The 25,044-nt window shown below is 37.7% G+C and carries 22 protein-coding genes; 9 read left to right on the top strand and 13 right to left on the bottom strand.

The features are described from left to right. Nucleotides 1–19 precede the first annotated feature (19 nt). The 4 genes from ACN9MR_RS15205 to ACN9MR_RS15190 all read right to left on the bottom strand — a co-directional run bounded on the left by ACN9MR_RS15205 (nucleotide 20) and on the right by ACN9MR_RS15190 (nucleotide 4,426). Nucleotides 20–1,243 carry a hypothetical protein gene (locus ACN9MR_RS15205; protein ID WP_426324830.1) on the bottom strand — a complete coding sequence of 408 codons (1,224 nt, stop codon included), beginning with the start codon at nucleotides 1,241–1,243 and terminating at the stop codon, nucleotides 20–22. Continuing rightward, nucleotides 1,236–1,820 (bottom strand): RNA polymerase sigma factor, encoded by a 585-nt coding sequence (locus ACN9MR_RS15200; protein ID WP_426324828.1) that lies wholly within the window; start codon nucleotides 1,818–1,820, stop codon nucleotides 1,236–1,238. The genes ACN9MR_RS15205 and ACN9MR_RS15200 overlap by 8 nt, the downstream gene beginning before the upstream one ends. Before the next feature lie 123 nt (nucleotides 1,821–1,943). Then, entirely contained in the window at nucleotides 1,944–2,636 is a 693-nt protein-coding gene (locus ACN9MR_RS15195; RefSeq protein ID WP_426324826.1) for a DUF4397 domain-containing protein, read from the bottom strand. 167 nt (nucleotides 2,637–2,803) lie between these two features. Continuing rightward, nucleotides 2,804–4,426 (bottom strand): ABC-F family ATP-binding cassette domain-containing protein, encoded by a 1,623-nt coding sequence (locus ACN9MR_RS15190; protein WP_426324824.1) that lies wholly within the window; start codon nucleotides 4,424–4,426, stop codon nucleotides 2,804–2,806. A 436-nt stretch (nucleotides 4,427–4,862) separates the two neighbouring features. On the opposite strand from ACN9MR_RS15190, the gene ACN9MR_RS15185 reads away from it, so the two are divergent. From ACN9MR_RS15185 to ACN9MR_RS15165, 5 genes are all read left to right on the top strand, one after another. Then, complete coding sequence (locus ACN9MR_RS15185; protein WP_426324822.1) at nucleotides 4,863–5,144, top strand: hypothetical protein; 282 nt, start codon at nucleotides 4,863–4,865, stop codon at nucleotides 5,142–5,144. Nucleotides 5,145–5,500: 356 nt separating this feature from the next. After that, nucleotides 5,501–6,061: a hypothetical protein gene (locus tag ACN9MR_RS15180; RefSeq protein ID WP_426324820.1), complete on the top strand. Its 561-nt coding sequence runs from the start codon at nucleotides 5,501–5,503 to the stop codon at nucleotides 6,059–6,061. Between the two features lie 116 nt (nucleotides 6,062–6,177). After that, the gene (locus ACN9MR_RS15175; RefSeq protein ID WP_426324818.1) at nucleotides 6,178–6,753 is read left to right on the top strand and encodes a nitroreductase family protein; all 576 of its coding nucleotides are present in this window, start codon (nucleotides 6,178–6,180) and stop codon (nucleotides 6,751–6,753) included. 87 nt (nucleotides 6,754–6,840) lie between these two features. Further along, a complete protein-coding gene (locus tag ACN9MR_RS15170; RefSeq protein WP_426324816.1) occupies nucleotides 6,841–7,185 on the top strand; it encodes a DUF1801 domain-containing protein in 345 nt (114 codons plus the stop codon). Between the two features lie 43 nt (nucleotides 7,186–7,228). Beyond that, nucleotides 7,229–7,681 (top strand): 3-oxoacyl-ACP synthase, encoded by a 453-nt coding sequence (locus tag ACN9MR_RS15165; RefSeq protein WP_426324814.1) that lies wholly within the window; start codon nucleotides 7,229–7,231, stop codon nucleotides 7,679–7,681. 125 nt (nucleotides 7,682–7,806) lie between these two features. Here the strand turns inward: ACN9MR_RS15165 and ACN9MR_RS15160 are convergent, their stop codons facing one another. The 3 genes from ACN9MR_RS15160 to ACN9MR_RS15150 form a co-directional block, all read right to left on the bottom strand. Further along, nucleotides 7,807–8,976 (bottom strand): DUF3298 domain-containing protein, encoded by a 1,170-nt coding sequence (locus tag ACN9MR_RS15160; RefSeq protein WP_426324812.1) that lies wholly within the window; start codon nucleotides 8,974–8,976, stop codon nucleotides 7,807–7,809. Between the two features lie 96 nt (nucleotides 8,977–9,072). Continuing rightward, the gene (locus ACN9MR_RS15155) at nucleotides 9,073–9,936 is read right to left on the bottom strand and encodes a polysaccharide deacetylase family protein (protein WP_426324811.1); all 864 of its coding nucleotides are present in this window, start codon (nucleotides 9,934–9,936) and stop codon (nucleotides 9,073–9,075) included. Between the two features lie 27 nt (nucleotides 9,937–9,963). Beyond that, a complete protein-coding gene (locus tag ACN9MR_RS15150; protein WP_426324809.1) occupies nucleotides 9,964–10,842 on the bottom strand; it encodes a polysaccharide deacetylase family protein in 879 nt (292 codons plus the stop codon). A 176-nt stretch (nucleotides 10,843–11,018) separates the two neighbouring features. Between ACN9MR_RS15150 and ACN9MR_RS15145 the strand changes: the two genes are divergently transcribed. Beyond that, entirely contained in the window at nucleotides 11,019–13,526 is a 2,508-nt protein-coding gene (locus tag ACN9MR_RS15145; RefSeq protein WP_426324807.1) for a DPP IV N-terminal domain-containing protein, read from the top strand. An 855-nt stretch (nucleotides 13,527–14,381) separates the two neighbouring features. Here ACN9MR_RS15145 and ACN9MR_RS15140 read toward each other — a convergent pair. After that, nucleotides 14,382–15,218, bottom strand: a complete 837-nt coding sequence (locus tag ACN9MR_RS15140; RefSeq protein WP_426324805.1) for a M57 family metalloprotease — start codon at nucleotides 15,216–15,218, stop codon at nucleotides 14,382–14,384. Nucleotides 15,219–15,385: 167 nt separating this feature from the next. On the opposite strand from ACN9MR_RS15140, the gene ACN9MR_RS15135 reads away from it, so the two are divergent. Together ACN9MR_RS15135 and ACN9MR_RS15130 are read left to right on the top strand one after the other, a co-directional pair. Beyond that, a complete protein-coding gene (locus tag ACN9MR_RS15135; protein WP_426324803.1) occupies nucleotides 15,386–18,163 on the top strand; it encodes a S8 family serine peptidase in 2,778 nt (925 codons plus the stop codon). Between the two features lie 152 nt (nucleotides 18,164–18,315). Continuing rightward, nucleotides 18,316–19,968, top strand: coding sequence for a M28 family metallopeptidase (locus ACN9MR_RS15130; protein WP_426324801.1), 1,653 nt, complete (start codon nucleotides 18,316–18,318; stop codon nucleotides 19,966–19,968). 80 nt (nucleotides 19,969–20,048) lie between these two features. Here the strand turns inward: ACN9MR_RS15130 and ACN9MR_RS15125 are convergent, their stop codons facing one another. Both ACN9MR_RS15125 and ACN9MR_RS15120 read right to left on the bottom strand, forming a co-directional pair. Continuing rightward, nucleotides 20,049–20,651, bottom strand: a complete 603-nt coding sequence (locus ACN9MR_RS15125; RefSeq protein WP_426324799.1) for an outer membrane beta-barrel protein — start codon at nucleotides 20,649–20,651, stop codon at nucleotides 20,049–20,051. 319 nt (nucleotides 20,652–20,970) lie between these two features. Beyond that, nucleotides 20,971–21,528, bottom strand: coding sequence for an NADPH-dependent FMN reductase (locus tag ACN9MR_RS15120; RefSeq protein ID WP_426324797.1), 558 nt, complete (start codon nucleotides 21,526–21,528; stop codon nucleotides 20,971–20,973). Nucleotides 21,529–21,631: 103 nt separating this feature from the next. Between ACN9MR_RS15120 and ACN9MR_RS15115 the strand changes: the two genes are divergently transcribed. Continuing rightward, nucleotides 21,632–22,834, top strand: a complete 1,203-nt coding sequence (locus ACN9MR_RS15115) for an MFS transporter (RefSeq protein WP_426324795.1) — start codon at nucleotides 21,632–21,634, stop codon at nucleotides 22,832–22,834. 51 nt (nucleotides 22,835–22,885) lie between these two features. Here ACN9MR_RS15115 and ACN9MR_RS15110 read toward each other — a convergent pair whose 3' ends face one another. The 3 genes from ACN9MR_RS15110 to ACN9MR_RS15100 form a co-directional block, all read right to left on the bottom strand. Further along, nucleotides 22,886–23,533, bottom strand: coding sequence for an outer membrane beta-barrel protein (locus ACN9MR_RS15110; RefSeq protein WP_426324793.1), 648 nt, complete (start codon nucleotides 23,531–23,533; stop codon nucleotides 22,886–22,888). Between the two features lie 255 nt (nucleotides 23,534–23,788). Continuing rightward, nucleotides 23,789–24,286, bottom strand: coding sequence for a hypothetical protein (locus tag ACN9MR_RS15105; protein ID WP_426324791.1), 498 nt, complete (start codon nucleotides 24,284–24,286; stop codon nucleotides 23,789–23,791). Between the two features lie 11 nt (nucleotides 24,287–24,297). Beyond that, the gene (locus ACN9MR_RS15100) at nucleotides 24,298–24,951 is read right to left on the bottom strand and encodes a hypothetical protein (RefSeq protein WP_426324789.1); all 654 of its coding nucleotides are present in this window, start codon (nucleotides 24,949–24,951) and stop codon (nucleotides 24,298–24,300) included. Between the last annotated feature and the right edge of the window lie 93 nt (nucleotides 24,952–25,044).

The following is a 25,044-nucleotide window of genomic DNA, read 5'->3' as shown; positions in this document are numbered from 1 at the left end:
TAAATATCTTAGTTTTTTTCTAAAAATCGATCTTCAAACGCAGTCCGCCATTGGTGAGGTTAAGATTTTCTTTGGAAAAAGTTTTCATTGGCAGCCTTAAAAAAGGCTCAATGGCAATATTGTTCTTTTTGGATATTTTTTGTTTATAACCTAAAGAAAAATTATAAAATCCAATATATTTATCGGGATCTATAGTGGCTTCGGGCTGTGGTTCGGTCGTTTTTTCTTTCACAATCAATGTCTTCGAATCTGCATAGCCATTTACTGTCGGAGAAGAAAAACTTTGTACCTGATTTACAATGTAGTTGTTCTGCTGCGAGTTGTTTAAAACGGCTAGTGCAGAAACCCCTATATTGGTGTAGAGCTTATCACTTATGTTGTATTTTAATTCTAAAGGAACATTAATTCCACGCACTTTAGCATCAACCGACTCGAGGTTTTTGCCAGATAAGGTTTGTGGCGCAGAAGCGTTTAAGGATTCCGTGGTGCTAATAGAGGCATAAGAAACGCCAGAACTTATTGATAATTTATTGGCAATGGCATACGACAAAGAAAAGCCATAGTTCATGGTTACTTTATTATCATTACCCATTGCTGGCGCAATATACACATCGGGCTGCCATTTAGAGTTCACGTTTGTTTTCGACGGCAATTTTTGTTGATTCGCATAACTATCCTGGGCAAGCAGTTTTTCAAAACTTGTTTGCGCAATGGGTTGGGGGTTCTTCTTTTCCGTTAAAATATCAAACTGTTTTGTTTGCAGGTTTGAAAGATTAGCACCAGCAAGCTTATTATCTAAAAGGTTATTGTTTACAGGAGCCAACTGTTCTAATGTATTAATAAACGAATAACTGGTCTGCTCTGCTGTTAATAATGGTTTTGTGCTTTCCGTAATTTTGGCTGGACGATTAGCTGCTAGGTTATTTACAGGGGCCTTATCGTTATTTAATGAAGTAGAATCGATTTTAGTTTCAATGTTGGTATTTGAATTCGCATCGGCCGTAGCATTTTGCTGAACTTTAGGTTTAGTTATTGCAATATCTTTTTTCTGATCGCTATTGTTTTGCGCAAAAAATACACCTCCAAAGATCAAAATTAAGGCAGCAGCAGCCCATAAAGGCCAAAAAGCGATACCTCGTCTCTTATTTTTTTTCTCTGAAAAGCGCTCCCAAGCACCATTAGGGTATGTTTCCTCATGGTTTTGGAGTTGCGCGGTGATATGCTCAATTAATTCCTTATCCATTTTTTTCGTATGAATTAACCATAGTATTTAGGTAAAGGGTACGTAACTTATTTTTAGAACGTGTAAGGTAAACACGACTGGAACTTTCAGGAATGTTTAACATCTTCGAAATTTCATCGTGGGCAAAGCCCTCAATTTCATATAAGTTAAATACCAGTCTCTGTGTATCTGGTAAGTGATTTAGTAAATTCAAAATATCGTTAACGTGTAGTTCCGAAGCAACCGAAATCTGGGTAACCGGATGTTCGCTTTCTGCTAAATCATCAACATAAAACTGAACTTTCGAACTCCGTATTTTGTCTATTGCCGTCCGCGAAGCAATCTGGGCAATCCAACCTTTAAACGATCGCTGTAATTCTTCTGGATTTTTTGGTGCCTTGAAGCCGCCAACATGTTTGAAAATCTTGATAAAACTATCATTTACAAGCTCTTCACTATCCGAAGGATTCTTGGTATACCTTAAAATTATGCCCATTAAATAGCCATAAAATGATTTATACATCATTTCTTTACAGCTATTGTCGTTTTTTACACAGCCTTTTAAAATTTCCTCAAAACTGAGTATTTTTTTTATCACCCCTGTAAAGGACTATTTATTAAAGGTTTATCATGATTAATTATTGCAAATTTAAGAAAATAACACCACCCAATTTTTTGAGTGGTGTCAATTTTCGTTTTCACAGGTAGAGTGAAAATATTCTTATTTATTTGTCATCACTGATAAGCCAACTCCAGTACTATCGGTTTTGCTAGATAAGCCTTTAGCCCAGATGGTATAAATTTTACCTTTTTCGATTTTAACGGCCGGTAAACTCACTTTAACTGTTCCGCTCTGCTTTAATTGGAAAGTATAGCTGTCATTCGGTGCAATATTGCTAAAAGTGGTGAACTCTTTAAACGCTTTTGCGGTAAATAAAGGTGCATCAGTGCCTGCAATTGCTAAATCAAATGGGGCAGAACCCGGACTTAAATTTACGAAACGAACTTTAGCCTTATCAGTTTCAGGTGCTTTTAAATCATCTTCAAGAACTAAAAGTTTTGTAGATTTTAAAGTATCTACTACGAAAACCGAATAAAATGATCCTTCTTTTAATGTAGCTGTAGCTTTTGTTAAATATACTAACGAGTCTTTTTTAGCAACACCCACCAACCTTGTTCCTGGATAAGCGGCATAGTATCCTAAGTCTTTAGTGTAGGTAAAGCTGTTTATTTTTTGGTTATCCAAGATAAAATCCAAGGCGCCTGTTCCAGGTGATGCATGAACAAAGCCAATACCCGCCGCTTCTATCGGATCGTTGTTGAAATCCTTTTTGCAGGCTGTAATGGTTAAAGCTATCGCTAAGAGAGAGAGAATAATTTTTGTAGTGCTAAAATTTTTCAAATTCGTTTTCATTTTAATGTTTTAAATCAATTTTTTGAACAAAATTGGTTAATGGCCATTAACGCTTTTTTCTTGTAAAACGATTAACGAAATGAAAACGCTACAGCAGATGCGATTTTTTATAAAGAAAAAGCCACATGTGTGCATGTGGCTTTTGAATCAATATTTTAAATGAAGAATTAAGAATACATTTCTGCTCTTAGTTTCGCAACATCACTGCTGTTAATATATTCATCGTAAGTCATCAGCTTATCAATAGTACCTTTCGGTGTGATTTCTATAATACGGTTGGCCACAGTTTCGGTTAACTGGTGATCTCGTGAGGTAAACAATATTGTACCTTTAAAATCTTTCATACCGTTGTTCAGTGCCTCGATAGATTCCAGATCCAGGTGATTGGTTGGCTCATCAAACATTAATAAGTTGGCTTGTTGTAACATCATTCTAGAGAACATACAACGCATTTTTTCGCCCCCTGAAAGCACTTTTACATTTTTAAGTACCTCTTCGCCCGAGAATAACATACGGCCTAAAAAGCTACGTACAAATTGCTCATCGGCATCAGTACCAGAGTACTCACGTAACCAATCTACCAGGTTTTCATCTTTACCGGCAAAATATTCAGAGTTATCGTTCGGAATATCTGCGGTGCTGATGGTAACACCCCATTTAAATTCACCTTTATGGTCTGTATCTCTGCCCGTTAAAACATCGTAAAATGCTGCGGTAGCCAAACTGTTCTGAGATAATACGGCAATTTTATCACCTTTGTTTACCATGAAGGTAATTTTGTCAAACAAAACACCATCGTTTCCATTTTTGCCCAGGTTTTCTACCTGTAAAATCTGGTCACCAGCCTCGCGACCGGTATTGTTGAAGATAATGGCTGGATATTTTCTGCTTGATGCTTTAATTTCGGTGATATCAATTTTATCTAAAGCTTTCTTACGTGAAGTTGCCTGCTTTGATTTAGATGCATTGGCACTGAACCTGCGGATAAATTCCTGTAGCTCCTTCACCTTATCTTCCATTTTTTTGTTCTGGTCGCTACGCTGTTTTAATGCCAGCTGACTAGATTCGTACCAGAATGTATAGTTACCGGTATAAATGCTCATTTTAGCGAAATCGATATCTACGATATGCGTACAAACAGCATCTAAAAAGTGCCTGTCGTGCGATACAACCAATACAATATTCTGATAGTCGGCTAAAAAGTTTTCTAACCAGGCAATGGTTTCGATATCCAAATCGTTGGTAGGCTCATCCAGTAATAAAATATCCGGATTACCAAATAACGCCTGTGCCAATAACACCCGTACTTTCTGGGTATTATCCAGCTCTTTTAGTAATTTATAGTGGTTATCTTCGGTAATACCTAAATTGCTTAACATGGTTGCAGCATTGCTTTCCATGTTCCAACCATCCATTTCGGCAAAAAGATTTTCAAGCTCCCCGGCACGTTCGCCATCTTTCTCCGAAAAATCTTCTTTCATATAAATAGCGTCTTTCTCTTTCATGATGGCATAAAGTTCTTTATGGCCAATCATTACGGTTTCTAATACCGAAAACTCATCAAATTCGTAGTGGTTTTGTTTTAAAACCGCCATTCTTTCTCCTGGAGTAAAAGCAACACTACCAGAAGTTTGGTTTACCTCTCCCGATAAAATTTTTAGAAAAGTAGATTTACCTGCGCCGTTAGCCCCAATTACGCCATAGCAGTTGCCCTGGGTGAATTTTAGGTTAACATCTTCAAATAATGTGCGTTTGCCGTATCGTAACGATAAATTAGAAACTGAAATCATGCTATAATTGAAATAAGCCGCAAAGATAGGGAAAAAGGTTGAGGGTAGGAAAGTGTTTGATGGTTTGGTTGTTTTATTGTTGAAAGGTTTGAGGTTGGAAGGTTGAAAAGTTCGATTGCTATATTGTTGAAAGCTGAATGATCAGTTAACCGATTTAAACAGTTAACCGGTTAACCAATTTTTTCGAAAACGGAGGGTTTCGTTCTTTTTTGGGTAAACAGTCCCGTTATCCGCTTTACTAACCATAGGTAAACAGAAGAAAGACTTTTTTGGCAATACCGTCATTGTAGATAAAGATGGTAAAACCATAGCCAGGCAAAAGCAGGATTTTTTCGGTAATACGATTTTAGAAAATGAAGCCGGAAAAGCTGTAGGTACACAAAAAAAAGATTTTTTTGGCAATACGGTGTTAGAAAGTGAACGCGAACAAAACCTCGTGCCAAAGCCATTAGGAGGTTTGGTTCCCGGTGATGGGAAAACAGAAGTGGCCATCAAACAAAAAACGGATATCTTCGGTAATATCGTTTTTGAAAATGACCGTGGTCAGCTCTTAAATGTTTATAAAACAGATATTTCGGGCAATATCATCATAGAGGATGGCAATGGTAAGGTAATAGGCAAACAGAAAAATAATATTTTTGGCGATACCGTTGTTGAAGATGAACATGGAATGTATTGGCTAAATATAAAAAAGATGTATTTGGTAATACAGTTATAGAAGACGTTAATGGTAAGAAGATGGGGATTTTCAAAACAGATATTTTTGGAAATAAATCTTTTGTTCCGGAACATTAAATAAATATACCTCGTAGGTTTAATTCGTACTTAAATTGCTTTGTGGTCACATTAAGGGCAGCGCCGTTTAAAAACCTGCGAGGTTTATTTATTAGGCAGTGGGTTTTGCGTTAGAGATTGTAAGGGTTCAGTGCCGATCCTTCATCGGTACCGCAGCGAAGCGGAGCCCTGAAAAAGCCCGACCCTTGCGCAGCTTGGGTAACGCCCAAATTAGTTTGCTTACCTCTCAGGTTTCAAAAAATGTGAGATTTTGTTTAATAAAAAATATATTTTCGTTTTATGCAAAAAGATCTCTTGCTAGATACCATAAAAACAACCCTTCAGAAAAGCAAAGTAGAAAAATTAGCCGCAATTGCTTCAGAAGAAACCTTTTCAGTAAAAGAGCTGATCGATTTAAGTTTCTATCATGATGAACAGATTGGTTTCAGGGCCGCATGGATCTTAGAAAATGTATTCACTAACCATCAGCAAAGGTTTCTGCCTTATGCGCTTTATTTTTTAGAGAAATTTCCACAACAAAACAATTTGTCGGCATTGAGGCATTATGTCAAAATTATGGCCTTTATGACCAGGAAAAATGCCTCAGTGGAAATTAAGAAAATCCTTGTCGAATATGATACCAACCATTTGGTAGAAGTTGTTTTTGCCTGGTTAATTGATGAGCAGATTCCGGTGGCTGTAAAATCACATTGTTTAAATATTTTGGCCAATTTAAATGCCAGGCACAACTGGATTAGAGAAGAATTGTTGCAAACGATGGATTTTCTGGTAGATAAAGAAAGCATAGGTTTTTTTGCAAAGGTTAAACAGATCAGGAAACAGTTGGCAGTTCGCAGTTAACAGTTGGCAATTCACAGTTTGAAGTTTTCAGTTAGCATAGCGTCAAATCTTTTATTAGAGTTCGAATTTCTCTCTCTTTCAGCTTTAGTCTTTCAGCTTTTAGCTATTTTTACCAAATGAGTACAACATACAATATCATTTCAAAAGTTATAAAAGAACGTCGCAGTATTTTTCCTGCCAGCTATATTAAAAAAGAAATTCCGGTAGAGGTGATCAATCAGATTTTAGAAACTGCCAATTATGCCCCAACACATAAATTAACCCAGCCCTGGCGTTTTGTCGTGATCAGAAAAGCGGGATTGACAAAACTTGGTGAAGAACTGGGTAAATTATATAAGGAATTGGTTAGTCCGCAACAGTTTTTACAGAAAAAGTACGACAGCTTTGCCGAAAAAACGAGTCAGGCCGATTGCATTATTGCCATCATTATGCAGGTGAGTGGTAAAATACCCGAATGGGAAGAGCTGGCGGCCGTTTCGTGCGCTGTTCAAAATATGGCTTTAACTGCAGAAAGTTTGCAAGTTGGTGCTTATTGGAGCTCTCCACCTTTAATTGATAATTTAGGTGATTTTTTAAGTCTGGGCAAAAATGAAAAGTGCATCGGCTTATTTTACATGGGCTATCATAACGAAAAACCCTGGGCGCCAAACAGAACTTCGATGGAAGAAAAGGTGAGGTGGATTGAAGGTTAGTTCAGTAGTTCATTGGTCAATGGTTGGTTAGTCAATAGTTCATGGTTTGAGTGCCGTTTTCGTCATCATTTAACATCATCTAATATTATGCTAAGTCCGTTGGACAACTATTTCGAAAAAAAAGATGAACCTCTTAAAAGCTGTCTGCAATATTTAAGGTCGTTATTAATGGGCTATGCTGATATTACTGAACATTGGAAATACGGGATGCCTTTTTATTACCATAAAGGAAAAATGTTCTGTTATATTTGGACACACAAAAAGTTCCATCAGCCTTACATTGGTTTGGTTGATGGAAATAAAATTGAACACGAAGATTTGTTGCGGGAGAAAAGAGCCAGAATGAAAATTTTATTGATCAACCACCTCGAAGATATTCCCAAAAAGAAAATCGAATCTATTTTAAAACAGGCCTTTGTCTTAAGGAAATAGTCTATCTTCCCTTTAATCATCCGTTTTACACTTCCATTACCATATGTCTGCATTAAAATCTAAACTTTATCAGCTTTGCTTAACTTTTATTCAAAACAGGATAGAAAATATTGAATATTCGCTGCAACAGGCCAGGCAAGCTTCGAATGATGATACAAAAAGCAGTGCAGGCGATAAATACGAAACTACGCGCGAAATGATGCAGCAGGAGATGGACCGTAACAGTAAATTACTGTACGAAGCCGGACAACAGAAAATTGCATTACAGCAGATCGAAAATGTAGAATCAGATCGCCTGGTTAAAAACGGAAGTTTGGTTTTAACCTCAGAAGGTAATTTTTATATCAGCATCAGTGCAGGAGAACTTAATATCGATGGACAAAAATTCTTTGCCGTATCACAGGCTTCCCCAATCGGGCGGTTTTTGATTGGAAAAGCAATAAATGAAAGCTTTAAGTTTAACGGTAAGGAATATTTAGTGGAAGGCATATTATAAAAAGTCGTCATCTCGACTGGAGCATAGCGGAATGGAGAGATCCATTTAGGAAGATTTCTCGACTTCGTTGCACTGCGCTCGAAATGACGACAATTTATTATAGCGATCTTCTTAAACTTCGCGAGCTATTTAATTCCCATTCTCTGTGCAAAAGCTGGTACCAAATAAGTCTTTAAATCCGAATAAGGAATAAATACTACAATCTGCCCTTGTGCATAACTCGCTACTTCATATGGGTTGTACATAAAAGCAATTCCGTTCGAATTGAAATAAAAGTTTTTGTTCGGTTTTATAAAGTCATCAAAAAGAACAGTGCTCAATGCATCTTTAGCTTTAATGTTATATTCTTTGCGGAGATTACGTTCTAAAATGCCTTGTAAGGTATTCGAATCTATTTTGATGATATCGCTCAGCACCAACTGTTTTTTGTTTTTTACATCTAAACAGAACATTATGCTGCTGTAATTGCCATGCGCACCACCGGTGTAAGCATCAGCAAGGAAATCGATCACGACATAGCCATTATCATTAAAATTAACCGATTGCTGACTGTTATTGGTGTAGTTCATCCATGCCTGGAAATCGTCGCCACGGCTATTTTTTGATTGCTCGGTAACCTGTGCCTTATAATCTTTAAAATAAGCGGTGGCTATGTTTTTAAAGCCAATAGAACGGTCGACAGTAGATTTTACACCCGATATTTTTTTAAGCTCCGAGTTTAGCCAGTTGCCGTATTCATCATTATTTTTGCTTTCCAGGTATTCAAAACTGATTTCAGCAGCAGGCGATTTTGGTTGATCCGCAAATGCCTTAATTGAGTCTTTGTAAATCCCTGCGCTGAACGGATAGCTGCCCTCAGGATATTTTTCTGTTAAAGCAATCGGAAATTTTTTGGTTTTATCGCCACTTTCCCAATTGCCATTAAAGCCATTTCCATTCCATTTTAAGGCCAAATGCGGCGATTTGAAGTCCTGGGTGAAGTATGATTCATAAAAACTATATTCAGTAAGGATAATGCTGTCTTTCCCGATTAAAGTATCGGTTGATAGATTAAGCCAGGAGCCGTCATAGTAATAGGTGCCACTTATGTCATTATCAACCTTTTGCAAATGCATTACTACTTTTTTGCCTGCAATGGTACCTTCCAATCTCTTGTAAAAACTTTCTGTAAGTTCGGCCCTTGCATTCACTGTACTATCATTTGTAGTTTCAGTGGTATTGGCTCCATTTTTAGGGTTATTACAAGCAGATATGATCAGTAATCCGGAAAGGAAACAAAGCAGATAATATTTCATAGAGATGCTATAAGGTTTTAATGTTGCAAGTTTTAATACTGAAATGTTGTACTTAACCTTTCAATATTCAACCCCTTTAAGTTTTAAACCTCTTTACTAAGATTTTGTTTTATTAAAACTCTTGTTAATGCTGTAATATAAATTTTTTGCAGTATATCTTCCCGGATCAATTATTCTCCTAATGGTGTAAAGTGGATAATTTTCATCCCGTGCTGTTGAAAGTATAAATGCTGCTTTAAAACCATGTTCTTTTAGCTTGCGTAAAGTTGAAGCCTTAAAAACACCATAGGGATAAGCAAAATACTCCACTTTTTTCCCTGTAATTTCTTCCAGTTTTTTAGTTGGTGCATCAATTTGGGTTGTCCAGTCCCCGTCGGTAAACTGAGCAAAATTTTTATGGTCGTAGGTATGGCTGGCAATCGTATTTCCCTCGTCGGATAATTGTTTTATCTGTTCTTTGGTCATGTAATTAATCCGCCCTTTTCTGCCGATCGATACCGTCATAATAAAATAAACGCCTTTAAAGCCATGTTTTTTCAACGTTGTATTTCCAATAGTGAATTGATCTTGGTCTGTATCATCGAAAGTAATCATGATTGGTTTTTCGGGCAACTTGGCGCCATAAACCAAATAATTGTATAGCTGATCGGGTAAAATAGAATGGTAACCGCTATCCGCCAGCATTTTCATGTGTTCTTTAAATTTATCAGGCGCTATAATATCATCATGTGCCCTTTTGCTATCGCTGGCAATATTATTCCTGATCTGGTGATAACACAAAACTGGTACCTCCCTACGGGCCAGAATAGTTTTAGCATCGGCAGGTTTGGTATTGGCCGAATCTATTTTAACTTCCACAGTAGAAGCTTTTGCAGCAGTTTTTCCTTTTGAAGCATCAGATGATTGGCACGAAGCTAAAAATAATGTAGAAGCAGCACCTAAGAGCAGAAAATTCTTCATATTCATTTAGTAACGTTGTACGTCCAATTAAAAGCTGTTTTTAATGCTGTTGCTTAAAGTTTTAGGCGACCAATAACCACTGGCAATAATCCGGCGGATCGTAAACAATGGGTCTTTTTCATCACGTTTGGTCGATAATTGATAAGCCATTCTAAAACCGCGTTTTTTAAGCTCCGGAATACCTTCTGCATTCCATAAACCAAAAGGATAGGCAAATTCCGTCATTTTTTTACCTGTAATTTCTTCCAGTTTTTTGGTTGGTTTATCTAATTGCTCTTCCCAATCTTTACCTGCATATTTTTTAAAGTTTTTATGATCGTAAGTGTGGCTGCCGATAACATTTCCTTCGTCAGAAAGTTGTTTAATCTGCTCTTTGCTCATGTAATCTACAAATTTGCCTTTTTTACCGATCGAAACGGTCATGATGAAATAGACCGCTTTGTAACCCAGTTTATCTAAAGTAGGGCGCACAATGGTAAACTGATCCAGGTCAGTATCGTCAAAAGTTAGCATAATGGGCTTGCTCGGTAGTGCAGCACCAGTGTTCAGGTAAGCATAAAGCTGATCTGGTAAAATGGTATGGTAGCCACTATCGGCCAGCATTTTCATCTGGTCTTTGAAATTCTGGATTTCTACAATATAATCTTTACCTACCTTTCCATCGGTCGGTTTCCAGTTTCTTACCTGGTGATAACATAAAATAGGTACCTGTTTTCTCGCTAAAATGGTTTTGGCATCAGCAACTTTTATTTTCGAAACGTCAACCGGTGTTCCCGTACTTGCAGCAGTTTTGGAAGATGGTGTGGTAGAATCTTTAGCCGTGGCGTTTTCTGTTTGAGATTTAGATTGGCAGCTGGCAAATAAGATTGCTCCGGCCGTTATTAGGGTTAAAAAGCTGTATTTCATTATGAGGATATATAGTTACAAAACTATAAATTCCGTCAATTATTTAGTCATCAAAATAAATTGTGTTAATAATTAATTTCAGTTGCATAAAATTGAGCTAACTATCGCTTTTATTACACATTGAAGCCTGCTTAATATACTTTAATTAAATAATTTAGCAGCTCAAACAAATTTTGATGAATAAACTTTATAAACTCCTGTTGTGTGCGCAGTTTTTATCCTTAACTGTAGCCGCACAAAACAAAACATTTACCTTAACCGAAAATATTCAGCCACAGCCGAAGGCAAATTATCAGCTTGCATCGCGTTTTTCGCCAAATAAGTTGAAGAAAATGGTTTATTCTACTGCAGTAGATCCGCATTGGCTAAAATTGAGCAACCGCTTCTGGTACACTTTCGAAAGCCCGAAAGGGAAATTTTGGTACCTGGTAGATCCTGCATCGAAAAGCAAAAAGCTGATGTTTGATAATGCTAAGCTGGCCGCAGATATTACCCTGATTGTCCGCGATCCATTCGATGCCGAACATTTACCACTCGAAAACCTAAAATTTGCAGCCGACGAAAAAAGTATTTCTTTCGAAATCAAAAGCACGATTGATGAACTAAAAAAAGACAGAAAAGATAAAAAAGCTGCAGATTCCATGCAGAAGAAAATATTTTCTTTCAAATACGAACTGGCCAGTGCGAAATTAACTGAGGTAGCGAACTTCAGTAAACCAAAGCCAAAACCATCATGGGGATCGGTAGCACCCGATTCGTCGGCCATTATCTTCTCCCGTAATTACAACCTGTATTGGATGGATAAAGACAACTACAAAAAAGCTGTTAAAAATGAAGATGACAGCACGATTGTAGAACATCAGCTCACTAAAGACGGTGTTAAATTCTATTCGTATGGAAGCGATGGCGATGGCGAGAACAATGTAGAGAACGAAAAAAACAATAAGAAGCGCCGTGGTGCTTATGTGCTTTGGTCACCGAATTCGAAATATTTTGTATTGGATAGAACCGATTCGCGTAAGGTTAAAGACCTTTGGGTAATTAACAGTGTTACACCAGGCCGCCCAACGTTAGAAACCTATAAATATCAGATGCCGGGAGAGGCTGAAGCCCCTCAGGATGAAGTTTTGCTGTTCGATTTTGCTGCAAAATCTTATAAAAAATTGAGTGTTGCTGCATTTAAAGATCAAAGTGTTTCGGTTTGGAGCAAACCATCATTAAATAAAGACCGTGATAACGAATTCCGGCCGTCTATTTGGTTGGGTAACGATAGCAGGTTCTATTTTTCACGCACCAGTCGCGATTTAAAACGGATCGACATCGGTACGGTTGATATTGCTACCGGGAAAGTTACACCTTTAATCGACGAACGTTTTAATACTTATGTTGAAGTTAACCGTCCGGGTTTGGTAAATGATGGTAAGGAACTGATTCATTGGAGTGAGCGCGATGGTTGGGCGCATTTTTATCTTTTCGACGGAAATGGGAAGCTGAAAAACCAGATTACCAAAGGTGCTTTCCACTGCGAGAGTATCGTAAATATCGACGAGAAAAAACGTATCCTTTATTTTACGGCTAATGGCAGGGAAGGTAAAGAAGACCCTTATTACTTACATTTATACAGTATCAATTTTGATGGTTCGAACATGAAACTGCTAAATGCAGGAGATTTTGACCATGTGGCGAATATGAATGATAACAATACTTTCTTTGTTGATAATTATTCGAGGGTAAACACTGCACCAAAAGCAACGCTTTATGACGGAACGGGAAAAAAAGTGATGGATCTTGAAACTACTGATCTTTCATTATTAATAGCAGCAGGTTACAAATTCCCTGAACCTTTCAAAGTTAAAGCAGATGATGGAATTACCGATCTGTACGGCGTAATGTATAAACCTTTTGATTTCGATCCGAATAAAAAGTATCCGGTTATCGAATATGTTTATCCAGGCCCACAAACAGAAGCTGTAAACAAAGCTTTTAGCAAAAGCATGGACCGTACCGAGCGTTTAGCTCAATTTGGTTATATCGTAATTACGGTAGGTAACCGCGGCGGAAACCCTTCGCGGTCTAAATGGTATCATACTTACGGTTATGGTAATCTGCGCGATTATGGTTTGGCGGATAAAAAAACAGCTATTGAGCAATTGGCAGCCAAATACGCTTATATCGACGAATCTAAAGTGGGCATTACAGGTCACTCTGGCGGTGGATTTATGTCAACCGCTGCTATGTTGGTGTATCCTGATTTCTTTAAAGCTGCGGTTTCGAACGCAGGAAACCACGATAATAGTATTTACAACCGCTGGTGGAGCGAAAAACACCATGGGGTAAAAGAAACCATTTCGTTAAAAGGCGATACCTCATTTAAATACAGCATTGATAAAAACCCTGATCTTGCCAAAAACTTAAAAGGGCACTTGTTGTTGATGCACGGTGATGTAGATAATAATGTGCATCCGGCAAACTCTATCCGTGTGGCCAATGCGTTAATGAAAGCTGGCAAACGTTTCGATTTCCTGATTATTCCAGGTCAGCGTCATGGTTTTGGAGATATGACAGAGTATGCTTTCTGGAAACTGGCCGATCATTTTAACAAATATTTAATCGGCGATTTTTCTGAACCGAGTGATGTTGATTTAGTAGAAATGGACAGAGACATCGAGCAGAACGGAAAATAAAGACTTTTTGTTAATGGCTCGTGATCACATGAATCATTTTAAAAATCTAATAGTGGCCTGTGGAAACGCAGGCCATTTTTTATAATGATAAGTCGACATCGCTTCTTGCCATGGTTTGTGTCCTCACAAGCCATTTTATATTTTTTTGGAAAGCAAGCTCCGGTAGTTCTTCGGTTGTTTCAGCCCTGCTATTGCCTATAGTCCCGATCTGAATTTTTCTTAATACAATACTGGTTTAAAACGGGCGCTATCTGTTGAAGAGCCAAAACAGGCACCCTGCAATCTCAAAAATGGAATACTGTCTTTGCTACATAGCCCCGGTTGAAGCGTTTACCCTGCAGCAACGAGGTACGAGGCAGCGAAGCGTATAAGCGTAAAACGGGAGAAGCTAGATGTTTTGCACAGGTGTTGCGCTCCAAAAAACCGTTACAGTTGAGACTAACCTTCATTAGGCGTGGCAATCTACCCAGTTAATGTTTGTTTTAGTGTTATATAGCTTTTTGGAAAGCAAGCTCCGGTAGTTCTTCGGTTATTTCAGCCCTGCTATTGCCTATAGTCCCGATTTGAATTTTTCTTAAATACAATATCGGTTTAAATCGGGAGCTATTCGGCGCTATCAGGTTTGGTTAACTTAGGGCTGTGTTCCAGATTTAAACCGTTCTATTGCAAATTTTTTCCCTTTTCGCCATGGCTTGTGTCCTCACGAGCCATTTTATTGTTATTTACAGGTAAGGCTTGCACAGAATTTATCGGTGTACATCTGCGGTTAATAATAACTTGTTCAATATGAGTCAAATAAAAAAAGCCCCGAAATTTTCGGGGCTTCTGATCTGTTAAGGTAATCCGTTAATGTTTTTATTTGTAAAGGTAATTTACTGCAATCACATCATTTGCATTGAAAGTACGGTTACCACCATTAGAGCAGGCCAACATAAATGAGCCTGAATCAGGAGTTGAAGGCGTTCCTGGGATTCTAATTGCGCCCACATTCGATGCGCCTTCGTTACCTGCGCCACTTGCGCCACAGCTAAAGGCACGGTTCATATAATCCGTATGGCGGAAACCGATACAATGGCCAACTTCATGCTGGATCACAGAAGCGAGGTATAATAAATTAGGATTGGTACCATAAGCCGCTGCGTTGGTGTTCATTTTGATCTGGTTAAAAGGCTGACCTGAAGAAGTAGGGAAGCCCGCAGAGCCTAATGTAATAAAGCCACCACTTGGACCTTCGTTAAAACCCACAACATTAATGTTTCCGGTTGTACCAGCACTTGCCCTTTGGAAAGTAATACGTAAACCCAATGAGTTGTATCTCGAAATCATGGTGTTTACAGCATCGCTATATACCTGAGGTAAATTGGTTACCGACACTGTAATTACACGTGGTAATGATTTAACAATGTTTGTGGTTCGGTACTGTTCAGTTTCGGCAATGTTTAAATTTGCACCAGATGAAGGTTCAGCTAAATTGTCATCAGTTAAAAGAATATCTCCCTCTACCAGATAACCTTCATCTATCTTACGGATATTGTCGGTACTGAAGCCTAAGGATTTGATCTGTGATAACTTGTCTGCTGAAATATCAGTTTTGCTTTCTACTGCGTTTTCTGTATTATTACTCTTACATGAGTATAGATTGGTGAGTAGAAGGCATGCTGCTGCAATCGATAAAAATTTTGTTCTTTTCATCTTAGTTAGAATTAAATTAGTTTAGGTTGAATAAGTTAGTTAATAAAATTTGTGGATTACCTTATAAATCCTAATTTAGGGAAGATAAACGATGTAAACAAAATTTTATAATAAAATAATTTTTGAAAGTCAATACTGTATTTTTAGTTATATGTTTTTGTCTGTCTGTGTTTGGTTTAAACGCACAAGTACAACCTGCTGGAATAGAAAAATATTTTGAAAAATATATTTCCAAAACTGGCAATTCGGAAAAATTAAGTGCCGATCAGCCAATTTTGGTTAGATTCAGCCACAATTTAACATCAGCCGAAATTCAACTGTTGAAGCCCAAAAAAAGGCTTTCAGGCGATTATTTTATCGTCGAAAAATCAAACATTTTTAGCTTTTCTAACAGTATAGTTTCTCAGGAACCAGCCAATGGACTTTGGAAGGTTAGCGATAGATTGATGAAGGCACTAAATAAAAGCACCAAAAAGAATGATTCTATCTTGGTACGGCTTGCTTTCAAAAATATAAATTCATTGCCAAAGGCTGCTGCAGGCCTAAAGATAAAATTAACCGATAACGTAAATAATATTTGTATAGTTTACCTATCGCCAACCGATTTAACGCTGTTGTTAGAACTCGATGATGTTTTATATGCCGATGTTTTGCCGGTGGCTAAAGAGGAGGTGGTAATTAATGGACTCGACCTCGGTTTAAACCAAATTTCCAATGCCCATAGTCTTTTTCCAGGTATTGATGGTGCGGGTATACATGTTTCCTTTAAAGAAGGGATGTACGATGCAACCGATCTTGATCTGCTAGGGAAAACTTTACCTGGTGCTAATATTAACAAAACACCAACTACTCACGCTACCATTATGGCTACTTTGGCATTAGGGAACGGCAATTCCTTTATCCGTGGCTTAGGTGCCGCACCTAAATCCAAATTGGCATATTCTGATTTTTCTAACCTAATGCCAGATTTGGTTACTGATTTAAACCGGCTTCAGATTAAAGTTCAAAACCATTCGTACGGTACTGATATAGACAATGACTACGGAATGGAAGCAGCTGCGTACGATAAGCAGATCTACGAAACCGATACTTTGATCCATGTTTTTTCTGCCGGAAATAAAGGAACTACAACACCATCAGTTGGTTTTTATCAAGGGGTAACCGCCAGAGCCAATTTAACAGGCAATTTTAAGCAGGCTAAAAATTTATTGGTGATAGGAGGGATTAACAGGGAAAATATTGCTGAAAATCAGAGCAGCAAAGGTCCTGCCTATGATGGACGCGTAAAACCGGAACTTGTTGCCTTAGGCGAAGACGGAACATCCGGCGCTGCTGCAATTACCAGTGGATCAATCGCTTTGTTAGAGCAGTTCTATCAGCAGAAATATAAAAAAGCGCCTTCTGCTTCATTAATTAGAGCAACAGTAATTAATTCGGCTGATGATTTAGGAGCACCGCAGGTAGATTTTTTATATGGCTATGGAAAATTGAATGTAGCCCGATCGTTAAAAACTTTAGATGAAAATAGGGCGTCTTTGTACGAAGTGGCCAAAAATCAGGATTTGCTTATTCCTTTGGCAATTCCGGCTAATGTAGCTGAAGTGAAACTAACCATTACCTGGAACGATCCTCCTGCTGTTGTAAATGCAGCACAAAGTTTAGTTAATGGATTGGATTTAAGTCTCGAAAATCCTGTTGGAAATTTAACCTTGCCCTGGGTGTTAAGCAGCTTTCCTCATTTAGATTCCCTCTCAAAGCCGGCAGTGCGTAAAGCCGACGTTATCAATACTGTTCAGCAGGTTAGCCTCGATAATCCCACGGCCGGTGCTTATAATATTCATGTTAAGGGTAACAGGATCACACAGGGTGATAACCAGCGCTTTGCGATGGCTTATCGTTATACATTCAAAAACACTTTTTCCTTCATCAGTCCTGAAAAAAACGAATACTTTTTTGCCAATGAAGATAACTACATCCGGTGGGAGAATACCTACACCAGTAAAACCGGAAACTTATCGGTGAGCTATGATGAAGGGACTACATGGAAATCAATTGCTTCGGGGATCGATTTAAGTAAAGGTTTTTACAATTGGAATGCTCCAGATCTGTTTGCTAAAGCAATGATAAAAATGGAAGTGGAAGGCAATATAATATTGAGCCAATCTTTTATTATTTCGAGTCCAAGGGTGTTAAAGGTTGGCTATGCATGCAAAGATGGAATTGCGCTGAACTGGAATCCGCAACCTGGGGCAAAAGATTACACGCTATATAATGTAGTAGATAATATCCTCTCTCCAGTGTTAACCCTTGCTGATACCATAGTTAGGCTTGATGCAAGCAAGATTAATAGCAAATATTTTGCTGTGGCGGCAAATGGCACAGGTTTTACAGGTCTGAAAAGTTATACCATCGATTATACACAACAAGGGATTGCCTGTTATGTAAGGAATTTATCGGCATCTGTAAATGAGGATAAAGTAAAACTGGATCTCAGTATTGGAAGTACCTTGGATTTAAAGAATATCATTTGGGAAAAACAGACCGGGCCAAATACTTTTAGTGTTTTACAGCAGACCAAACCAATTTCAAATCAACTCGATTATACAATTATTGATGAAAAGCCAAAAGCTGGAATCCAGTTTTACCGCATTACTTTCGAAACTGTTAACGGCCAGGTGCAGAGCGATCTGGTTTCGGCAGTGTTTCTTAAGGACAATGAATTTTCTTTCTTTCCCAATCCGGTAGCAGATTATTTAACCATTCTGAGCGGATCATTCGAAGATTATAGCCTGTCTATCTTTAACATCTTAGGACAGAAGGTTTTTGAGGAAAAGGCCACAAGTTCTAACAAATTTGCCCTTAATTCATTATCAACAGGCGTTTATGTAGGTGTGATCAATAAAAATGGCCAACAGTTAAAGAAATTTAAGCTGATTAAGCAATAATTTTTCCTTATTCAGATCTCTCCTCCAAAGGAGTTCCTTCGGAACACAGCGGTTGAGATGACGATACGTTTCATAAATACCTGTAAGAATTTGCCATTTTCTTCGTATTTTTCAGCAAATGTGGTTAATTATTTGAAAATAGTCCTTTATAAATGAAAAAATACCTATTACTTTTCAGTTGCGCAGTCCTATTCTTTGGCTCCTGTAAGCAAGATGCAAAAAGCACTGGCGCTGGTGCCGATTCTTTAGCCATTAAAGCCATTAACGATTCGAGTTTAACTCAATATTTATCGGTAATTGCGGCTGATAGTTTAGAAGGGCGAAAACCTTTTACCAATGGAGAAACCAAAACCATTAATTATCTAAAAACCCAGTTCGAAAAACTAGGCCTGCAGCCAGGCAATGGAGATAGTTTCTTTCAGGAGGTACCCATGGTAGAAATTAAATCTGTGCCGGAAGATAAAATGGTTCTCAAAGGAAAAACAGGATCCTTAACACTCAATTATTTAACCGATTTTGTGGCTGGTACGCGCCGTGTGCAAGATGAAGTAAGTATAAGTAACTCACCGCTTGTTTTTGCGGGGTATGGCATTGTTGCGCCCGAGTATGGTTGGAACGACTACGCCAATCTGGATGTAAAGGGAAAAACTGTAGTGGTATTGATCAATGACCCTGGTTTTGCCGATTCTACCTTGTTTAAAGGTAAAAATATGACTTATTACGGCAGATGGACCTATAAGTTTGAAGAAGCAGCAAGACAGGGGGCTACCGGGATTATTATTATTCATGATACCGAGCCAGCAGCTTACCCCTGGACAGTGGTGCGCAGTGGCTGGTCGAAATCTAAACTTACCCTGCATAGCGAAGATAATGGAATGAGCAGGGCTGTAGTAGAGGGCTGGATTACTTTAGATAAGGCAAAACAACTATTTGCGCTGGATGGTAAATCATTCGATCAATTGGCTTTAAGCGCTCGAAAAAAGGGTTTTAAGCCTGTCGATTTAAATATTACCACCTCAGTAAAAGTTAAAAATACAATCAAAAAATCGGTTACTTATAATGTTCTGGCTAAAATACCAGGCGATAAGCGTAAAGATGAAGTTATTATTTATTCGGCACATTGGGATCATTTGGGTGTGGGAGAGAAAATACAGGGTGATTCTATTTACAACGGAGCGGTTGATAATGCAACTGGCATAGCCTCTTTATTCGAAATAGCTTCGGCCTTTAAAAAGTTATCTAAAGCACCTGAGCGGACTATTTTATTTATTTCTTATACCGCCGAAGAACAAGGCCTGTTGGGCTCTGAGTATTATGCCAAACATCCAGCTTTTCCTTTGGCTAAAACGGTTGCCAATATCAATATGGATATGATGGGCATAGCGGGTAAAACCAAAGATATTGTGGTGTATGGCTTTGGCCAGTCAGAACTGGAAGATTATGCCTCTGAGGCGGCTAAAAAACAGGGGAGGGTAATTGTGCCAGATCCTGTTCCATCATCAGGGTTGTATTACCGCTCTGATCATTTTAATTTAGCTAAGGTTGGTGTACCCTCACTGTTTACGGGGTCGGGCGTAGATAACATTAAAAACGGCAGGGCATGGGGATTAAAGCAGGTAGCTGATTTTACCAAATTCCGTTATCACTCGCCACAGGATAATTTCGATGCCAAAACATGGGATTTATCAGGTATTGTAGAAGATGTTCGGATGCTTTTTGATATGGGATATCGCATCAGTAATGAAGATTCATATCCCAAATGGAAAAGCGGGTCTGAATTTAAAGCCATCAGAGAAAAGAAGTAAAACAAAAAGCGTCCCGATGGTAAACCGGGACGCTTCTTGAAAAAAAGTCATTTATAAACATTTCCCGAAGGAAGGTTTAATTAAAAGTAGAACTGAACACCTAATCTTGGTGCGAAAGTATCAGCGTTTAAGCCAAAAGTGTTGGTTTTAACTTTAGCGCCAGTTCCTTCAGCTTTAACAGTGTAGTTGTCGTAGCTTAAACCTTTAACTGAAAGTTCGATACCGATTTTCTTTGTTGGGAAGAACGCAAAACCTGGAGCAAGTTCTACACCAATTTTGGTTGTAGTACCCAATTTAACTGCGTTATCGCCGTTAGCATCAGTAGCTTTTAATTGACCGAAAGCCAATGGCACTGATAATTGTCCGAAGAATTTGAATTGATCTGATAAACCAACATAGTAACGTCCGAAAGGAGCAACTTTAAAAGCACCATCTTGTGTTTTCTCGCTAACTCTTTTATTGTATTCGTAACCAACACCCGTACCGATAGCAAAATTGTTGCTGATAAAATATCCAACACTTGGTAATACGCTAAAGCTGAAATCTGCTTTTGGAGCACCGTCAACTTTTGTAGAGTTTACACCTACATTACCACCTAACATAAAATTTCCTTTTTCAGTTTGTGCTTTTGCACCATAAACTAAACCTGCTACTGCTACTAAAGATAATAATAGTTTTTTCATCTTTTTTATTATTTATTTGTTATTAAAATATAGTCAATTTTTACTATTTTAATATCTGACTATATTTGCCTAAAAGTCAACACTTGTGCCAAAAAACTTTGTCTACGTCATCAAAAAATCAGTTTTTGGTCAACTGCTTAATGCACAATTAGATGTAAATCTAATGTTAATTCAATATTATTTTCGTGTGACTAAAAATCAATCGATTGATTAATTTTTTAGGCATGACAAATTGACAATCTGACTTTTTTTGTATAAATGTCAGATTTTAGCGTACCGAAAATGGCAGGTTTTGGATAGGGATTTTTGCCGTTTTGGATTAAACTTTGCAGGCAGAAATTAAATTTTCTATTTTCTTTTTAATAATACCGATGGTTTTCTCGTCGATTAGATTTCCTTCAGTATCGAATTTATTTTGCACCTGGGCAACTAAAACTTCTGGTTGTAAAACCGGATTCATATTCAGGAAGGTAAAAACAGGCAAAAATGCTGTTTGCATTCTAACGGTTCCCCACATGCCCTGTGTTGCGCCCATCACGGCAACTGGTTTATGCATCAAGGGTGAATCTTTGCCGCGGCTGGCCCAGTCGATAGCATTTTTTAATCCACCAGGAATAGAATAATTATATTCAGGAGAAACAATAATAAAAGCATCGGCATCGGCAAGGGCATTTCTGAATTTCGAGACGCTTGCAGGTCTTTCTTCTGCTTCAGGTAAATCCAGGTCTGCATTATAAATAGGAAGGCCATCAAAAGGCACTGTTTCAAACTGGATACCTTCAGGGATTAAACCGCCGGCGACTTTAAGCAGCATGGCATTGTACGATCCTTTTCTTAAACTTCCGCATAAGCCAACAATTTTTCTGTTCTTTTCCATAGCCATAAAACCAAAACTTTATCAAAATGTTTGGTTTTTGCAAGGACAATGCGTGTAGTTTAAAAATTTATAATCACTATTTTTGGCGGTATAATTTACCGTTATGACTGAGAATAGCACAACTACTTCCATTATTGAAAAAACTGTTTTCCCGATACTTTTCGCTTTAAGTTTTTCGCATTTACTTAATGATACGATACAATCGTTAATTCCTGCAATTTACCCTATCATTAAAACCAGTTATCATTTAAGTTTTTCGCAGATCGGGTTAATTACATTAACCTTTCAATTAGCAGCATCATTATTACAGCCATTTGTGGGGTTGTATACAGATAAAAAGCCTCAGCCATATTCGCTGGCAGTAGGGATGGGTTTTACCCTGATCGGTTTAATTTCGCTTTCACAATCGACACATTTTTACACCATATTGCTTTCTGTATCTTTTATTGGGATAGGTTCTTCTATATTTCATCCCGAGGCTTCGCGTATGGCACATGCCGCATCAGGAGGAAAGAGGGGATTGGCTCAATCTGTTTTTCAACTAGGAGGTAATGCAGGAAGTTCTTTAGGTCCGTTGTTGGCTGCCTGGATCATTGTTCCCTACGGGCAGTTCAGTGTAATCTGGTTTTCGGTAATTGCACTTTTGGCCATTATTATTTTAACCTATGTAGGCAATTGGTACAGGGGATTTATGCTTTCGAGAAGTAAAAAGATCAATATTCAAACTGTTGTGAACCAATTTTCGAGAACTAAGGTGATTTTCTCGGTGTGTATTTTACTTTTGTTGATTTTCTCGAAATATTTCTACATGGCGAGTTTGACCAATTATTTTACCTTTTATCTGATCGATAAATTCCATGTTTCAGTACAGACCTCTCAGATCTATCTATTTGTATTCTTATTTTCGGTAGCTGCCGGAACGTTGCTGGGCGGACCAATAGGCGATAAAATTGGGCGGAAATACGTAATCTGGGCTTCGATATTAGGAACTGCTCCATTTGCTTTATTACTCCCACATGCCAGCCTGTTTTGGGTAGGTGTGCTTATTGTTCCCATCGGGATGATTTTAGCGTCAGCATTTTCGGCCATATTAGTTTATGCACAGGAATTGATTCCTGGAAAAGTTGGTTTGGTTGCTGGATTATTTTTTGGCTTTGCCTTTGGCATGGGCGGGATCGGATCGGCGCTATTGGGGAAATTAGCTGATTCTACAAGCATTGAATATGTATTTAATGTTTGTGCATTTCTGCCTTTAATCGGGTTATTGACAGGATTCTTACCGAACATTGAAGCGAAAAAGAAATAAAAAAGCCCATCCTCTTTTATAAAGGATGGGCCAAAATTTTAAGTTGAGGGGTTAAAAAAGGACATAAATCTTAAAGCCCAGGTTATTAATAAATCCCTGACTACTTAAATTGAATGAAGTGTATTCATTTTTGGTGAAAAGGTTATAGGCGTTGATTTCATTTTGCTCGGTTTTACTATAGGTAAAATCTGCAGATAACAGGCTGGTTTCTAATGCAAATCTTTTGGAAACAAACCAGGTAATGCCACCGTATGCACCTACAGCATATTGGTTTGAAGTAAAACTTGATGACTGAGGAGGGGCACCTTCATATAAATTTTTGTTCTTGCTGTAAGTATAAGCGGCTTTTCCTCCTGCGTAAGCAAATAATGTTTTTACAAGAGGAAAGTAGTGTTGATAACTTAAATTTCCACCATAGCTTTTTTGCTCTTGATTAGGAGTGTTGCCAGAATTAAATTTGTTTAATCCGTAAGTTAAATCTAATCCAATCTTATCATTGTCTTTAAAGAAATAACCATAACCTAAGGTGAAATTGTTGTTTTTAGATTCGATTTCGTAGTTATTTACACTGCTTTTCGATTTGGTAGAATTAACGCCAAAGCTTAAAGCGTTTGTTCCTTTTGTTTGCGCGAAACCGCATACGGAGATACCCACGGAGATACCCACGGCCATAGCCGTAACTAATAATTGTTTTTTCATTTCATTTGTGTTTTTGTGTATTCAATAATAAAATAAAAAAAATATAAAAACTAATTATTTAGTTTATTTATTTTTAAATCGTTGTAGATCAGTAAATAAAAACAGGATGTGTCATTAATGCGATGTCACTTAAGATACTGTCATGTTGAGCTTGTCGAAACACCTTAAAGCGTATTTAAACAGGTCCTTCGACAGGCTCAGGATGACAGTCTATAATTATGATACAGCCTCTTCCATCATTTATTAGGTTGTAAATTATTGACAGTTGAGTCTTTCAATAAAATAATAAGTATCCAGTGCATCTTCCGATTCGCGATCGTCGTTTTCATTGGTGATTGATTTTACTTTGCCATCACTTTTTTGTGAGCCAGTATTATTGTACTCAAATTTGATATGACCAATTGATTTAATTTTTCCATCTTCCGATTTAAAAACGGAATTATAATATTCAATTCTTATATCTCCAATAGCTTTAATTTTTCCATTCTCAGAAGGGAATACACTATTGTAATATTCCACTCTTTGATCGCCAATTGATTTTACTTTTCCATCTTCCGATTTAAAAACCGAATGATAATATTCAATTTTAGTACCATTAATCGATTTGATTTTTCCATCTTCAGAAGGGAATATGCTGCTGTAATATTCTATCTTACCACGAAAGCGCTGAGCATTTGCCTGGTTGGTTAAACTTAAAAGAAATAATACGCTTATGCTGATTAAGCTTAATATTTGGGTGAATATTTTTTTCATTTTACAAGCTGTTAAAAGTGATAGTTGAAAGTAAATGTTGGGGTAAAGTTTTGCAGGGCCAGTTTCAGGTTATTGGTTTTGTCGTAATTGTAGAGCGATTCTTCGGCATAGTAATTTTGATGGAAGAAAGATACAACTGGCAATGAAAACTCCAATGCTGCATGTCTGGATAGGAAATAACTAAAGCCAGGGCTTATGCTTGCGCCCCATCCCTTTATTTTGGCATCTGTTCGGATTAGGTAACCTTCTTCGTCAATCCTGTTAAAAGTATTGATCTGGAGCAGTAGGTTAGCCTGCATAAAAAACTTAAAACGATCCTTAATATCTACATATTTACGTACGAAAGGGGAGATACCAAGGCTAAATTCCTTTACCCCACGCTGTTCTTCGTAATATCCGTATTCTTCATTCCATGCGATGTAACTTTCTCCCCTAAGTTTCGACAAGTTTAAAGGAATTTCTAAGCCTACAGCAAAATTATTGGCTAAAAAATAGCCTCCCCTTGGCGTTAAGGTAAACGTGTTTAAGCTGGGCGATGAACTGTTTTGTTTAGAGGTTCCGAAACTGATGCTTCCGCCTATAAAGCCAGAGCCCCTTTCAGTTTGGGCATAGCAATGCCCACTGACGGCGCATAACAGCGCCATGATGATTAATTTAGGTTTCATTTTATTTGTGTTTTTGTGTGTAATCAATAATAATCATTATTGAAACAAAAAGCAAGAAAATGAACTATCATGTTAGTTACCTAAAATGTATTT

It is taken from the genome of Pedobacter sp. R-06 (genome assembly GCF_049913135.1).
Taxonomy (GTDB): Bacteria; Bacteroidota; Bacteroidia; order Sphingobacteriales; family Sphingobacteriaceae; genus Pedobacter.
Note: the sequence above shows the minus strand (reverse complement) of the source record. Positions and strands in the feature narration are given on the sequence as shown.